General features: G+C 71.9%; 9 protein-coding genes and 3 tRNA genes. 4 read left to right on the forward strand and 8 right to left on the reverse strand.

Going from position 1 to position 15,318, the window contains the following annotated elements; genetic code table 11:
• Positions 1-102 precede the first annotated feature (102 nt).
• From AC5L38_RS03280 to AC5L38_RS03310, 7 genes are all read right to left on the reverse strand, one after another.
• On the reverse strand, positions 103-714 hold the full coding sequence (locus AC5L38_RS03280; RefSeq protein WP_495241230.1) for a DUF6461 domain-containing protein: 612 nt from the start codon (positions 712-714) through the stop codon (positions 103-105).
• A 180-nt stretch (positions 715-894) separates the two neighbouring features.
• The gene (locus tag AC5L38_RS03285) at positions 895-1,911 is read right to left on the reverse strand and encodes an alkyl sulfatase dimerization domain-containing protein (protein ID WP_495241231.1); all 1,017 of its coding nucleotides are present in this window, start codon (positions 1,909-1,911) and stop codon (positions 895-897) included.
• Positions 1,912-2,486: 575 nt separating this feature from the next.
• Positions 2,487-6,251: a S8 family serine peptidase gene (locus tag AC5L38_RS03290; RefSeq protein WP_495241232.1), complete on the reverse strand. Its 3,765-nt coding sequence runs from the start codon at positions 6,249-6,251 to the stop codon at positions 2,487-2,489.
• 642 nt (positions 6,252-6,893) lie between these two features.
• Positions 6,894-6,968: transfer RNA gene (locus tag AC5L38_RS03295), tRNA-Val, on the reverse strand.
• A 17-nt stretch (positions 6,969-6,985) separates the two neighbouring features.
• Positions 6,986-7,056, reverse strand: a tRNA-Cys gene (locus tag AC5L38_RS03300).
• Positions 7,057-7,081: 25 nt separating this feature from the next.
• A tRNA-Gly gene (locus AC5L38_RS03305) sits at positions 7,082-7,153 on the reverse strand.
• 153 nt (positions 7,154-7,306) lie between these two features.
• A complete protein-coding gene (locus tag AC5L38_RS03310; protein ID WP_495241233.1) occupies positions 7,307-7,969 on the reverse strand; it encodes an ACT domain-containing protein in 663 nt (220 codons plus the stop codon).
• A 91-nt stretch (positions 7,970-8,060) separates the two neighbouring features.
• Between AC5L38_RS03310 and dusB the strand changes: the two genes are divergently transcribed.
• From dusB to AC5L38_RS03325, 3 genes are all read left to right on the forward strand, one after another.
• Positions 8,061-9,182: a tRNA dihydrouridine synthase DusB gene (gene dusB, locus AC5L38_RS03315; protein WP_495241234.1), complete on the forward strand. Its 1,122-nt coding sequence runs from the start codon at positions 8,061-8,063 to the stop codon at positions 9,180-9,182.
• Positions 9,183-9,488: 306 nt separating this feature from the next.
• Complete coding sequence (locus tag AC5L38_RS03320; RefSeq protein ID WP_495241235.1) at positions 9,489-11,450, forward strand: TRAP transporter permease; 1,962 nt, start codon at positions 9,489-9,491, stop codon at positions 11,448-11,450.
• Positions 11,447-12,427, forward strand: coding sequence for a TAXI family TRAP transporter solute-binding subunit (locus tag AC5L38_RS03325; protein ID WP_495241236.1), 981 nt, complete (start codon positions 11,447-11,449; stop codon positions 12,425-12,427). Before AC5L38_RS03320 ends, AC5L38_RS03325 begins: the two co-directional genes overlap by 4 nt.
• 102 nt (positions 12,428-12,529) lie before the next feature.
• On the opposite strand, the gene AC5L38_RS03330 is transcribed toward AC5L38_RS03325, so the two are convergent.
• A complete protein-coding gene (locus AC5L38_RS03330) occupies positions 12,530-13,963 on the reverse strand; it encodes a serine hydrolase (protein WP_495241237.1) in 1,434 nt (477 codons plus the stop codon).
• A gap of 140 nt (positions 13,964-14,103) precedes the next feature.
• Here AC5L38_RS03330 and AC5L38_RS03335 point away from each other — a divergent pair, with 140 nt between their 5' ends.
• Positions 14,104-15,168 carry a sulfite oxidase gene (locus tag AC5L38_RS03335; protein WP_495241238.1) on the forward strand — a complete coding sequence of 355 codons (1,065 nt, stop codon included), beginning with the start codon at positions 14,104-14,106 and terminating at the stop codon, positions 15,166-15,168.
• Positions 15,169-15,318: the final 150 nt, after the last annotated feature.

Genomic DNA, 15,318 nt, shown 5'->3' on the forward strand with positions numbered 1-15,318 from the left:
GGATCGCCCGGCATCCGCCCCCTATCCTTCCGCTATCCGACCCCCTGACGTGCGGGAAAGCCGGCCTGGCCGGCGGTGCGCGCAAGGCTTGGGCGCGAGCCGTCAGGAGGTTTTGCCGATGTGCGAGTGCGTGGCCAGGAACCAGTCGCCGGCGATGTCGGTCTCCGTGATCCGCCCGATCAGCGCCAGGGCCGAGCTGACGCTCTCATCCTGCTCCACGAGGTTTTCGAAGCCGTCGTCACCGGTGAGCTGGAAGCGCAGCCCGTCCATCAGGTGGTCGAGCGCGTGCGGGTCGTCGCCGAACCGCCTCTCCGGCCAGGTCGGGTCGAAGGAGACGATCATGCGCCCCGCGCGGGCGTAGTCGAAGGAGGCTTTGCCGGTGATGTCCATGCGGAGGCCGAGCGCCTCACGGCCGCCCTCGCTGACGGAGAGCAGGAGCCTGTCGTCGGCGTGCCCCGGCACGATGCCGATCCACCCTCCGGCCTCGGCCACCCAGGACGACCCGTCGTCGATGTTGCGGTCGAGGGTCTCGCTCAGGCGGCCCGGGGTACGGGTGGCGAGATCCAGCGAGAGGGCCGGGGCGAGGGCGCCGAGGTCCGCGCCCCTGATCCAGATGGCGCTGAATCCCAGCGTCCACAGGTCCGGCTCCGCGTCGAGCCCCTCGGTGAAGAGGGTCGAGACCAGAAGGTCGTGCAGGTAGGTCGGTGACCGCATGGCTGCCTCTCGGAGGAGGGGACGTTCCCGGGAGACGTCCCCTCCCGGACGGTGGGTTACGGGGGCGGGCTCCATTCTCGCGGAGGAGGTCTGCGGGGCCTGTCCTGTGCCCCGCCGGGGTGAGGAGTCCTGACCCCTCACCCCGGCGGAATGAGAGCCCGCGCACACCGCGGCCTGAGGTCAGGCCGGGGACTCTCCCGCGGCCCTGCGCGACTCCTCGGCCGCCCAGGTGAACACGCCCCTCGCCATCAGCGACGCCTCCGACTCCGCCCTCGCGGCGAACACCTCGGCCCGCACCCCGTGCAGCGCCGCGTCGTCCGGTGCGGCCTGTACGGCCATCTCGGCCAGGTGTCCCGCCAGCCGCTGGTCTCCCGAGGCCAGCGCCTCCAGCGCGGCCTCGCCCAGCCGTCCGGCGCCCCCGGCCAGCTTCGCCACCGCCGCGGCCAGCACGGCGTCGGGCGCGGGCTTGAGGCGGGCGGGGTTGCCGTCGTACCAGCCGCCGTACAGCCGCCAGATGTTGCGCACCACGAACTCCGGCTCGTCGTAGTGCGGGCGCAGGTAGGGCCGCTCCGCCAGGCGCGCGGGAGGCTGCACGGCACGCACGATGTCGTCCAGCCTGGCGCCCTCGTTGAGCATCTCCAGGGTTCGCGCGACCATGAACTCCAGCCACTCGGCCGTCTCGGTCAGCGCCTGCTCGACCCGGTCGGCGCCGAAGATCGGGGCGCCGTGGCTGGGCAGCATGATCTCCGGCCGCAGCTCGACCATCCTGCGCAGCGCGATCGCCCACTCGCGCGGGTAGCGCTGCGCCTTCTGCGGGTTTCCGCAGTTGGGGGTGACCCAGATGAACAGGTCGCCCGGCAGCAGGATGCGGTGCGAGGACACCCAGCCGACGCTCGCGTCGTCGGTCTCGCCCTTGGCGTGGAAGAGGTCGATGTGGCCGAGTGACATCACGTCGCGGTAGGCAACGTCGGGGTGGCGGTACTCGGTCGGCCAGGTCAGGCCGGGAGCCTGGAACTGCCGCTGGTTGACGACGGCGTTGTAGCCTCCTGTCAGCACGTAGCGCTCGAAGCGGACGGCGACCGCCTCGTGCCCCACCACCGTCGGCCGGGGCCGTCTCGCCGTGTCGGCCTCCGCGTCGAACGGGCCGACACCCGAGACGTGGTCGATGTGCCCGTGGGAGTAGACCGCGGCGGTCACCGGCTCGTCGGTCGGTGTGCAGCCGGTCCGCGTCGAAGGGGTTGCCCGTGTCGAACAGGGTCACCTCACCGCCGTGCCGCAGCGCGATCACGTTGCCGAAACCGCTGCGGAAGCCCACGCCGTCGACGATCTCCACGAACCCCTGCCCGGCCGGGCCCGTGTGCACGATGCTGTCGGGGACCTCGCCCCGCCACACGCTGTCGGCGTACTCGGTGATGTTCATGGGAGGTCAGCCCTTCCTAGACGTCTTCCGTCACGTTCCGGCAGGTGCCCGGATGCTGTGTTCCCAGCTGTCCGGGATCGATGCGGTTTCTGGAGAACAAGCCAATTCCAGCCGAGTGACACCGCATATGTCACCATTCGCGGGTGGTCCAACCCGAAGCGAGCGCATCTCGCGGGCGGTCGGCGTCGGCGCGGCGCCGGAGTCGAGGTCACCGCGTTCCCCCTCAACGGACGGGGCGTTCGTGCGGACCGGGGCCGGTTCCGCTCGCGGTGCGGCGGACCGGCCCCCGGACCCTTCATTACCCGGGGCGCCGCCGGTCTGTCGCCGGCGGCGCCCCGTCCCGCGGCCGGGACTACGTGAGGCCGAAGGCGCGGGTGATGGTCTGGGTGACGCCGCCGCCGTCGCGCTGCTCGGCGGTGACGCGGATGGACACGTGTTCGGCCCGGTGCGGTGCGTCCAGGGACGCCCGCCAGGTGCCCTTCCTCTCCTTCAGGCTCTGTCGCCGCCAGGTGGCGCCGTCGTAGGAGACCTCGAGCTCGACCGTGGAGACCGCGTCCTGGGCGGAGCCGCCGCCGACCACCACCGGTGTGATGGAGAGGTCCGAGGTGCGCTTCGCCCTGCCTGCGGCGTCCAGGTCCGTCCCGTAGTCCAGCTGGACCAGCGGGATGGCCGCCACGTCCTCCTCGGGGGCGCCGGAGGTGAAGCGCCACTCGGTCCGGGTGGCGGTGGAGTAGGGGTTGATCCTGCCGTCGTTCCCGGTCTCGACCACCAGCCGGTACGGCAGCCGCTGCGGTGCCAGCTCACCCACGTTGAGCTTGGGCCAGCCCTCGATCTGGACCAGTTGCCTGTCGCCCTGGTACATCGTGACCCGCTGCGACTGGCCGGTCCCGCCGCTGTGCGCGGCTCCCGCGTCGCCGAACCCCTGGATGTAGGCGCTGAGCCCGCTCCCGCCGCGGTACGGGATGTCCGTGCCGAGCAGGCGAGGCCGGTAGACGGGGCCGTACCAGCGGTCCTGCTGGACGCTGCCCGGCCGGTAGGACAGCACGTCGGTCTTCGACGACCCCCAGCCGTCCAGGATCGCGGTCTGCTGCCACCTGACCCCGTCCCCGGCGGAGACCCAGTCGGTACGCCGCCCCGGCGCGACCGGCTTCAGGGCGAAGGGGACGCCCGAGTAGTACTCGTAGGGCGGGTAGTCCGTCCGCGCCTCGGTGACCTGGTTCCCCGGCGGCGGGGTGAAGTCGAGATCGATCCGGGCCAGGTCACGCGGACCCGTCTTGGCGGAGGGATCCTTGGGCACCTGTCCGATGTGGTAGTCGACCAGGTCGTACAGGTACTCCGGCGCGGGGTGGGCCTCGACCGTCAGCCGGATCCCGTGCCTGCCCGCGGCGGCGAGCCCGTCGATCAGCGTCTTGCCCTCGTCCATGGTCAGCGAGGCGACCGGGAGCGGGCCGGTCGAGACGGCGTCGGGGGCGCCGTACCAGTCGCTCCCGCGGCCGGCGCCGTCGTTGACCACCAGGAGGAGCGCCGCACCGGCGGCGTGTGCCGCCGCCGCCTGGTCCGCCGGGGCCACGGCGCCACCGCGGATGACCACGGCCCTGCCGCGGGCGGACAGGCGGGCGTAGTCGGCCGGTGAGCCGGTGCCGGCGAAGACGGCGTCCAGCCGTGAGGTGCCGTCCGGCAGCGGCCGGGAACCGGGCTGGACGAGGGGGTCGTCGAGGTGGTGGCCGGCGTAGGTGATCCGCAGCGGGGTCTGCTCGGCGCGGATCCTGGTGGTGAGGACGAAGCTGCCCTGCTTCACCTTCTCCTTCGTCGGGAGGGCCCACAGGCTGTCGTACGTGGCGGACGGCATGATCGTCTCTCGCAGGGCGCTCCAATCGGAGGGCGTGGGTTCCTGCGAGGTGAAGGAGCGGTAGACGTCGATCCGGCTGTCGGCCACGGCACTCGGCCGGGATGTCGCCACCTTCACCTGGCGTGCCTGTGAGGCGTCGAGCACCACCTCCCGGTCGGCCGTCAGGGCGACCTCGGGAGCGGCCAGCACCGCGAGGCCGAGGGAGTTCGGTCCGTGCGGGCCTGTCACGTCCGGGAAGGACAGGAGCGTGTAGGAGCCGGGGGCGAGGCGGCTGGTGACCGTCCCGTCCTGGACCCACACGAAGGCGCTGGTCCCGTCGGCGCCCCTGATCTCGACATCGCCGTTCACGAGCCGGCCGGCGCGGTCCTTCAGACGCACGGTGAGGTCGTACTTCTCGGATTCGACGGCGACGCCCACGGCCGTGTGCACGTCACCGGACGCGTGCCGGGCCCTGACCTGGGCGGCGTACTGACCCGCCGCGAGCCCGTCCGGGTTCGCCGTGACGCCGACCGTCGCGGTTCCGCGGGCGGGCACCGTGACGTGGTCGGCGGCGAGCGTGAACACCCCCGCGGGGGAACCGCCGGAGGCGACGGTGAGCTCCAGGGTGAGGGGACCGCCCGTGGTGTTGGTGTAGGTGATCTCCCGCTTGATCGGCTGCCGCCGCGTACCGGGCGACCACCGGACGATTCCCGCGTCCACCGATCCGGTCGCGACGATCTGGTCCCGCAGGTAGGCGCCGGCCACGTCCAGCCGGCCGGTGCCTGCCTGGTAGGGGGTGTAGTCGGGGGTCGGCACGCTGGTGCTCATCAGAGCGTCCTTGATCTGCCGCCCGGTCCACTCCGGGTGCTTCTGGGCCAGCAGCACCGCCGCCCCGGCGACGTGCGGCGTCGCCATGGAGGTGCCACTCTCCAGCCGGTAGTGGCCCTCGCCGCCGTTCATGTACTGCGAGCGCGCCGCCAGTACGTCCACGCCGGGGGCGGTCAGGTCGGGCTTGAGCCCGTCGTCGCCCGTGCGTGGCCCGGCGCTGGAGAAGCCGGCGAGATGGTCGGAGGCGTCCACCGCGCCGACGGTGAGCGCGGCGTCCGCCGTTCCGGGCGCGCTGACACTGTAGGGGCTCTGCCCGCTGTTGCCCGCGGCGATGACGAAGAGCGCGCCGGTCTCGGCGCTCAGCAGGTTCACGGCCCGGCTCAGCGGATCGTCCTGGGTGTGCCAGACGCCGACCCCCAGGCTCATGCTGATCACCTTGGCGCGCTGGGTGCGCGCCGCCCACTCCATGCCCGCGATGATGCCGGATATCGGCCCGGAGTTGGTGTCGTCGAGGACCTTGCCCACCACCAGGTCGGCGCCGGGGGCGACGCCCCGCTCCTTGCCGCCGGAGGCGGCGCCCGTGCCGGACAGGGTGGAGGCGGTGTGGGTGCCGTGCCCGTTCCGGTCGACGACCTCCTCGCCGGGGATGAAGCTCCGGGAGGCCACGACGCGGTCCACCAGGTCCGGATGGGTGGGGTCGAACCCGCTGTCCAGGATGGCGACCCGGACCCCGGCGCCCGTGCCGCCCGCGGCCCAGGCCGCGGGGGCGCCGATCTGCGCCGTGCTGTCGGCGAGGGTCGCCTTCGCCTTGCCGTCGAGCCAGACCTTGTCGATACCGGCGGCGAACCGGGGCGTCACCGCGGCCTTCGGCGTGCCTTCGGACCGGGCCGAAGGCTGCTGCCCGGCGTCGGTGAGGGCCGACCAGAAGGTCGTGGCCTCCGCCCGGCGGGCGCGGACGGCCGCACCGCGTACGGAGGGAAGACTCAGCGTGGTCTCGGCTCCCGGCAGCGGCGGGCGGCCGGCCCTGAGGGTGGCCGCGTCCTCCGTCTGGGTGACGATCAAAGGGAGTTCGTCGCTGCGCGCGTCGTCGTAGCCCAGGTCGATGAGCTGGGTCACGTCGAAAAGTTGCCTGTCGAGCCGGCCGGTCGCGATGTAGGCGACGGCCTCGTCGGGATACACGTAGGTGTGTCCGCGTTCGGTGGCGACGCGCACCGAGCCGGTGGCGCCCGGTGCGCGTACGACGTCCACCAAGGGGGGTCCGTCGGATCTCGGCGTCACCTTCACCTTGTCACCGGTGATCAGCGTCACCGTGGCGGGCGCGCTGCCGGGCGTGCTGCCGGTCCGGGCCGGCGGAACCGTGGGTGGTGAGGCGACGCCGTGCGCCATCACCGGGGTGACCATGACAGCGACCAGGGCCGCGGCGAGCGACGCCGCAATATTCCGGGGGGTGGGGACCCTCACATTACCTCCATAGTCGACGATCGGGACGAATGACATCACCTCCGAACAAACTCTGTAAAGTGCCTGTTATTACTATGCTGTTACCGAAATATATATTTTGTTTACTTTTCGGTCATATCGCCATATATGGGACAGTTTTTCCGTGTCTGGCGGCCTACCTGCCCGGCCGGCCGGTCCGCGTGCCGGTTCCGGGGCCACGACGCGAATGGTGATTCGACGCCGTGCGGGAAGGCGTCAAGAGAGATGTCAAGAAGGCGGTGGGTGGAATGGTGGCGGCCGGGGGTCGTCCCACGCTTCCACGGTGAGCGCCCGCCGACGGTCATCGGCCGTGCGGCGCCGCTCCGGGCCCGGTGCGGATGGACCGCCGGCTCGCGAGCGAAACGGCGACCGGCGACCGGCGACCGGAGATCGGGCCGAGTCCGGGCGGCGGAAGCCGTCTCGGGCTCGTACATGGCTGCCGTGGTGGGGGCGGGTGGAGTGAGCCGGCGGCGGATGTCGGAGACCGGCGCGACGTCGGCGCCGAGACGGGAGAAAACGCCGATCGATTACTACCGGCCGGAGAAAGCAGAAAGCCGCCAAGGCCCCCGAGTCGGGACTTTGGCGGCTGTTCAGACCTGGTCAACCCATAAGTGCTATGGGCGGTGGTGGACGATACAGGGATTGAACCTGTGACCCCTTCCGTGTCAGGGAAGTGCTCTCCCGCTGAGCTAATCGTCCGCATGGGAAATGACCAGAGGTGGAGACGGGATTTGAACCCGTGTAGACGGCTTTGCAGGCCGTTGCCTCGCCTCTCGGCCACTCCACCGGAGTGAGAGCCCGAAGACCCTTCGAGCGGAAGACGGGATTCGAACCCGCGACCCTCACCTTGGCAAGGTGATGCTCTACCACTGAGCCACTTCCGCGTGTTTCCTCCGGGTTTCCCACCCGGTGGCGACGAGAGAACTCTAGCGGGTTTTCCCGGCGGTTGCGTAACCGCGCGTTCAGCCGCCGGTCTCTCGCCCGCCGGGCGAACCCGTCCGCGAGAGCCCGTGCGGCGGGCCCGGTCAGGTGATCGTTCAGCCGTCCTGCTCGGGCGGGCGGCGCAGCTGGCGGGTGACGACGCGCTCCACGGCGGGCAGGGTGAGGAAGATCTCCAGGATGCGGGTGAGGCGGTGCACCTCGATGCGGTGGAAGGCGGGGCCGTCGGCTCGGGCCAGCAGGAAGGTCAGGGCCAGCGGGGGCAGTGGGGCGGCGATCACGTGCAGGCCGGAGCCGAGGGTGAAGGCCGCCGGGCGGACGGGCGTCTCGTCGGGGAAGGGCACCTGCTCGGGGGCGCGCCAGCTGGAGTGGACGATCGTGCGGGGGCTCTTCTCGGTCGCCGCCGCCGCCCAGTCGGCGCTGAACAGCACGGGCATGGAGTCGAGCATGGTGGCCAGGGCGCGGTCGCCGGCGGTGGTGATGTATTTGAGGATCTCCAGCTCCGGGTAGGTCCCCGGCGCCTCGCGCGTGCTCCAGATACCCTCGATCTTCACCCCCGGGATGCTCTCCAGCCCCTCGACCAGGCTCTCCCTGGGAGCGGAGTCGGGCCAGTAGACGGTGATGTCGTCCAGGGCCCGGCCCTCGCCCCGGTCGAGGACGACCACCTGGGTGATGTCCGCGCCCGCGACGCCGAGGACACGGGTGACCTTCCCCAGGGAGCCCGGCTGGTCGGGCAGTGCGATCCGCAGTCGCAGTAGCATCCGCGGCCTCCCGTGTCACATTGATCTACGCCAGAGACACCATACCCAGCGAGGATTCGTCCCGCTCGTCGCGGTGCGGTAGAAAAGCCAGGTGGAGTCGTTGAAGCTGGGATCACTGGAGGTATGGCCGCCGGTCGTCCTCGCCCCGATGGCGGGGATCACCAACGCGCCGTTCCGCACCCTGTGCCGGGAGCAGGGCGGCGGGCTGTTCGTCTGCGAGATGATCACGACGCGGGCGCTGGTGGAGCGCAACCCCAAGACCTTCAAGATGATCCGGTTCGAGCCCGAGGAGAACCCCCGCAGCATCCAGCTGTACGGGATCGACCCGGTGACCGTGGGCAGGGCCGTCCGCATGATCGCGGAGGAGGACCTGGCCGACCACGTCGACCTCAACTTCGGCTGCCCGGTGCCCAAGGTGACCCGCAAGGGCGGCGGCTCCGCGCTGCCGTACAAGCGGAACCTGTTCCGGGCGATCCTGCGCGAGGCCGTGCGCAACGCGGGGACGCTGCCGGTGACCGTGAAGATGCGCAAGGGCATCGACGACGACCACCTGACCTACCTGGACGCCGGGCGGATCGCGGTCGAGGAGGGCGTCTCGGCGGTCGCGCTGCACGGCCGCACCGCGATCCAGCACTACGGCGGCACCGCCGACTGGGAGGCGATCGCGCGGCTCAAGGAGAGCGTCACGGAGATCCCGGTCCTCGGGAACGGCGACATCTGGAGCGCCGCCGACGCGCGCCGGATGATGGACGAGACCGGGTGCGACGGGGTCGTCGTGGGACGGGGCTGCCTGGGGCGCCCGTGGCTGTTCGCGGACCTGGCGGCCATGTGCGAGGGCGGCGACGAGCGCAGCCGCCCCCTGCTCGGCGAGGTCGCCGCGACCATGGACCGGCACGCCACCCTGATGGCCGAGTGCTTCGAGAGCGAGCGGCACGCCGTGGTCGACTTCCGCAAGCACGTCGGCTGGTACCTCAAGGGCTTCACCGTCGGCGCCGAGCTCCGCCGCCGCCTGGCCACCGCGGAGAGCCTGGCCGGCCTGCGGGAGGGCCTCGCCGAGCTCGACCCCGCCCAGCCGTGGCCCGACGGCGTCGACACCCCCCGGGGCAAGACCAACCCGCGCGACCGCGTCCACCTGCCCGCCGGGTGGCTGGACGACCCCTACGACCTCGCGGTCCCCAGCGCGGACGCCGAGAACGACACCTCGGGCGGCTGACGGCGCCGCGGTCACCGGGTCCTCACCCCTCGCGACCGGGTCCTCACCCCCACGACCGGGTCCTCCACCCGGAGCCCTCGGGGCCTCCCACCCCGGCGCTCCGTTCCGGCCGCCCCGGCCGCTCCCGGGTGTTCCGTTTTTCGGCCCTCCTCTTCGGACATTCCGCGCTCTTCGTACGTTCCGTACGGCTCGGCGCCCTCCCGCACGGCAGGTGTGACGCGAATGTGACCGCGTCCTGACGGACGGGCGTCAGTGATCTATGTAACCTGCGGTCAAAGGTCGCGGCTCACACGTGGAGACGGCGGTTTGACAGGCACCACATCGGCGGGATCGGCGAGCGGTACGACGACGGGCGCCGCGTCGGCGGACGAGCTGATCGCGGAGTTCGACGCGGAACGGCCCGCCCGGCGGCTGTCGGGCTGGGTGGCCGGGGCCGTCACGCTCATCGCCCTCGGGCTGTCGCTGTACGTCCTGTACCGGGCCTTCCGGCCGGGCGCCGTGCTCCCGTACCGGATGCTCTTCCTCGCGGTCGTGCTGCCGCTCGTCTTCGTCTGCTACAAGCCGGGGCGGCGGGGCACCGACCGGCCGGGGATCGTGGACTGGGCGCTGGCCCTGCTGGCGCTCGCGGCCTGCCTCTACCCGCTGGTGGTCTTCGACGACTTCATCCGGCGCGCCTTCGAGCCGACGGCCCTCGACGTGGCGGCCGGGGCGGTCATCGTGCTGCTGACGCTGGAGGCCTGCCGCCGCACCGTCGGATGGATCCTGCCCGCGGTCTGCGTCGCGTTCTTCCTCTACGCCTACTACGGCGGCTACCTGCCCTTCGACTGGGTGATCGGGCACCGCGGCTACGACATCGACCGGATCGTCGTCTCGTTCGTGATGGGCACCGACGGCGTGTACGGGGTGCCGCTCGACGTGGCGGCCACCTACATCATCCTGTTCACCGTCTACGGCGCGGTCCTCGACCACTCGGGGGCGGGGAAGTTCTTCGTGGACGTCTCGCTGGCCGCGTTCCGCCGCTCGCGCTCCGCGCCCGGCCGCACGGTCACCCTCGCCGGGTTCCTGCTCGGCACCGTCAGCGGCTCGGGCGTCGCGACGACGGTGAGCGTCGGCAGCGTCGCCTGGCCGATCCTGCGCAGGGCGGGATACCCGCCCGAGCAGGGCGGGGGAGTGCTGGCCGCGGCGGGCATCGGGGCGATCCTGTCGCCTCCCACGCTCGGCGCGGCGGCGTTCATCATCGCCGAGTACATGCGGGTCAGCTATCTCACGGTGCTGCTCTACGCCACCATCCCCACGGTCCTGTACTACCTGGGCATCTTCCTGGCCATCGAGATCGACGCCCGCAAGTACGGGACGCGGGCGGTCGAGGTGGACGCGCCGAGGTTCTGGCCGCTGGTCAGGCGGTTCGGCTACCACTTCAGCTCGCTCTTCGTGATCGTCGTCCTGATGGCGCTGGGCCAGTCGCCGTTCCGCGCCGTGGTGTACGCCACGCTGCTGGCCGTCGCGCTCTCCTTCCTCGACAGGGAGCACGCCCTCACCCCGCGCAGGGCGGCGAGGGCCCTGGCGGCGGGGACGACCGGGGTGCTGCCGGTCGCGGCGACCTGCGCCGCCGCCGGGCTGATCGTCGCCGTCGTCACGCTCACCGGCCTGGGCCTCAAGGCGAGCTCGCTGATCGTCGGGGCCTCGGGCGGGATCCTCGCCGTCACCGCGCTGCTGTGCGCGGTCGCGGTGCTCGTGCTCGGCCTCGCCGTGCCGGTGACGGCGTCGTTCGTCATCGCGGCGGTCATCATCGGGCCCGCGCTGACGGATCTCGGCGTCAGCCAGGCCGAGGCGTACATGTTCATCTTCTACTACGCCGTGCTGTCGGAGGTCAGCCCGCCCACCGCGCTGTCGGCCTTCGCGGCGTCGGCCATCACCGGGGGCAACGCCTACCGGACCATGATGGCGACCTGGAAGTACACGCTGCCCGCGTTCCTGGTGCCGTTCGCGTTCGTGCTGACCCCCGGCGGGGCCGGGCTGCTGGCCCAGGGCTCGATCGGGGAGATCCTGGCGGCCATCGGGGTCTCGGCGCTCGCGGTCGCCGCGCTGGCCGCCGCGACCGGCGGGCGGCTGCTCGGCCCGGCCGGGCTCGCCGAGCGGGTGCTGTGCGCGGTGGCCGCGGTGCTGCTGCTGTTCCTGTCACCCGTGCCCGCCCTGGCCGGGGCGGGGCTCCTGATCGTGGCCGTCTCCCTCCATCTGGTGATGCGTAAAAGAGAGGCAGTGCATTGACCGTCAAACGCGTGGCCGTCCTGCTGGCGGCGGGGGCCCTGTTCCTCACCGGTTGCGGCGGCGACCGGTCGGCCCAGCAGGCCGAACAGAGCGCGGGCCAGAGCGGAGCCGCGGGCAAGCGGCTGTCGATCGCCACCGGCAACACCACCGGCGTCTACTACGTCCTCGGCGGGGGGCTGGCCGACCAGATCGGCAAGAACCTCCCCGGCTACCAGGCCACGGCCGAGGCGACCGGTGCCTCGGTGGAGAACATCCAGCGGGTCGTCAGGGGCGACTCCGACATCGCCTTCACCCTCGCCGACTCCGCCGCCGACGCCGTCTCGGGCAAGGGCGCCTTCACCGCGCCCCAGCCGATCCGCGCCGTCGCCCGCCTGTACGACAACTACACTCAGGTGGTCGCCACCACCGACTCCGGGGTGAAGTCCGTCGCCGACCTCAAGGGCAAGCGGGTCTCCACCGGCTCGCCCAACTCCGGCACCGAGGTGATCGCGCTGCGCCTGCTGAAGGCCGCCGGTCTCGACCCGGAGAAGGACGTCACCCGCCAGTCGCTGGGCCTGCCCGAGAGCGTGCAGGCCGTCAAGGACGGCGACCTCGACGCCCTGGTCTGGTCGGGTGGGCTGCCCACGCCGGGCCTCACCGACCTGCTGACCTCGCTCAAGGACGGGGTCGCCTTCGTCCCCCTGGACGGGGTGCTGCCCGCGATGCAGGCCGAGCACGGCCAGGTGTACGCCACGGGGACGATCGCCAAGGACGTCTACGGGACCCCGGCCGACGTGTCCACGATCTCGGTGCCCAACCTGCTCGTGGTGAACGAGAAGATGGACCCCGTCCTGGCCGGGAGCCTGACGAAGCTGCTCTTCGACCGCAAGGCGGACCTGGAGAAGGTCCACCCCGCGGCCAAGGACATCACCCGTGACAACGCCCAGAAGACCGACCCGGTGCCCCTGCACGACGGCGCGAAGAAGTACTACGGCTGACACCGCCGACCGGCGTTCCGTGCGGGCTTCCGGTGCCCGCCCGATCACGAGGGTCGCCTGGCACTGCCCCCGGCCCGCCGCTCCGGCGGCGGGCCGGAGCGCTCAGTTCTTGCCGCGGCGGTCGCGGGAGGCCGCCTCGTAGCGGTCGATCGCCTGGCCCAGCCGGGCCAGCTTCTCGGTGTAGGCGACCGGGTAGACGCCGGGTTCGGTGGCGGGCCGGTGGGCGTCGACGTACTGGGTGCCGAGGTTGGTGAACGCGACGACGACGTAGTGGCGTCCCTCCTTGCCCGGCAGGGACCTGACGATGCCCGCGTCGGCCCCGGAGTTGCCGACCCATCCGGTCTTGTGCGCGAAGGTGACCTCCGCCCGATCGTTGCAGGGGCGTACGTCCCGGCCGAAGTCGTTCCCCGCGACCGTCACCGACCCGTCGGGGGCCACCCACCGCGACGCCACCCCGTGCGGGATGCCCGGGGCCGGGTACGGGCCGCCGCACCGGTTCGGGGTGGAGAGCATGTCGTTGAAGCCCTGCTCGCCGAGCAGCTTCTTGAACACCTGGCGGGAGGCGGGGCTCAGCACCGCGCCGGTGACCGGCCGGCCGCCGGGCGCGGTCCACGCCTTGCCGCGTACGCCGTTGACCAGCGCGAGCAGTTTGGCCGTGTCCAGCGAGCTCATCGTCACCGGGTTGGACCAGCGGCCGCCGTTGGCGGGGTTGGTGTCCTTCAGCTGCATGGTCTCCAGGCCGAGGTCCTGGAAGGTCTGGTTGAGCCCGTCCACCGCGCCGCGGTCGTGCAGCAGCTTCACCAGCGCGCAGGACGCGCCGTTGGAGGAGGAGGTGATCGAGGCGTCCAGGTAGGCGCCGATCGTGTCGCTGGTCGGGCCGCCGCACAGCGAGCTGAGCGCCGTGGGCCGGTAGTCGTAGGTGTCCTCGAGCCTGATCTCGCCCTTGTCCACCAGCCGCAGCACCCCGAAGCCGACCATCAGCTTCAGGACGGAGGCCGGGTAGGGGAGCATGAAGTCGATGGGCGCGTTCTCCCGGCCCGGCACCACGTCGATGGTCCCCCTGCCCTGGTCGGCGTACCATCCGGCGTCGTCCCACTGGCGCCATCGCACCTGGGTGGTGTGGAAGTTCCGGTCCACCGGCACGACGATCCCGCGCGGATACTGCGGGCTCATCAGCACCGTGCCCGACGACACCGGCCGGCCCTGCCGGTCCAGCTCCAGAATCGTCACGTCGAGCTGCGGCTGCTGGACGATCGGCTCGGGGGCGGCGGCGCCCGCGAACAGCCGGGCGTAGTCGGTGGCCGTCCTCGCGTCCTTCTCGACGACGCCGGCGAGTGTCCGCGCCTGCGGGGATCCCGGCGGGGCCAGGTCGAGAACCTCCTCGAAGCGCAGCTCGGTCATGACGTCCCGCAGGAAGCCGGCGACCTCGCCGCCGCCGTCGGCCTGGGCGGGCCGTACCGCGGCGCCCAGCAGCATCGAGGCGGTGGCCAGCACGACCGCGGCGCGTCGACTCGTTCCGGTTCGGAAAATTGACATGGCCCATGATCATAATCAGTAGAAGCTTCGCGTTCCGGGCATTTTGCTCTTTTGGCGGCCTCGGGCCCGGCGGGGGCCGTGTCGTGTCCTCGTCCCCGGGTATCCCGAAGCGTGTGAACACGTGGGACAAAAGAGATGACATGCTGGTCCACGGGACCGATCCATACAACGCCGAGGCTCCGCCGGGTGCCCTGGCCGATCAGATCCTCACCCCGCTCGACACCTTCTACAGCCGCAACCACGGTCCCGTCCCCGACCTGGACCCGGAGTCCTGGCGCCTCACCGTGGACGGCCTGGTCGAGCGCCCGCTGACGCTCTCCCTGGAGGACCTGCGCTCGGGGTTCCCCGAGCGCTCCCTGGTGGCGACCCTGCAGTGCGCGGGCAACCGCCGTGCCGGCCTGGTCGAGGTGCGCGACATCCCCGGCGAGGATCCCTGGGGGCCCGGCGCCACCTCCACCGCCCGCTGGAGCGGTGTCAGCCTGGCTGATGTCCTCGCCCGCGCCGGGCTGCTCCCCGAGGCGGCGCACATCGCCTTCGCCGCTCCCGACGTCTCCCGGCTCGCCGATCCGGCCCAGCCCTACGGCGGCTCGATACCCGTGGACAAGGCCGTCGGCGGGGACGTCCTGCTGGCCTGGGCCATGAACGACCGGCCGCTGCCCCCGGCCCACGGCGCCCCGCTCCGCGTCGTCGTCCCCGGCTGGATCGGCGCCCGCAGCGTGAAGTGGCTCCAGCGCGTCACCGCCCAGGAGGAGCCGTCGGACAACTACTTCCAGGCCACCGCCTACCGCCTCCTGCCCCCCGAGGCCGACCCCGCCAAGGCGGGCCCCGGTGACGGCATCTCCCTGGGGCCCGTCGTCCTCAACACCGCGATCCTGAGCCCCGGCGACGGCGACCGCCTCCGGCCGGGCCTCACGCGGATCACCGGCTACGCCTACGCCGGGGACGGCCGCACCGTCGCCCGCGTCGACGTCTCCCTCGACGGTGGCGGCAGCTGGATCCAGGCGGATCTCGGCGAGCAGGCGGGCCCCTGGGCGTGGCGGCACTGGCACACCACCGTCGAGCTGGGGGAGGGCGAGACGGTGATCGCCGCCCGCGCCTGGGACAGCTGCGGGGCCACCCAGCCGGAGTCGGCCCAGGACGTGTGGAATCCCAAGGGGTACGCCAACACGTCGTGGTCTCGCGTCCGCGTCACCTGCGCCCCCTGAGCGGACGCCGGCCGGAGAGGGCCGCCGTGGCCGGTTCCGGCGGCCGGTTTCGCCGGTCGGCCCTGTCACGGGCTCGCCGCAATCAGCCCACGGGCCCGTCCCGGGCCCGCCGCGGATCCGCCACGGCCGGACTCACGGCCGGACGCGTCA

This window comes from Streptosporangium nanhuense (assembly GCF_059358815.1).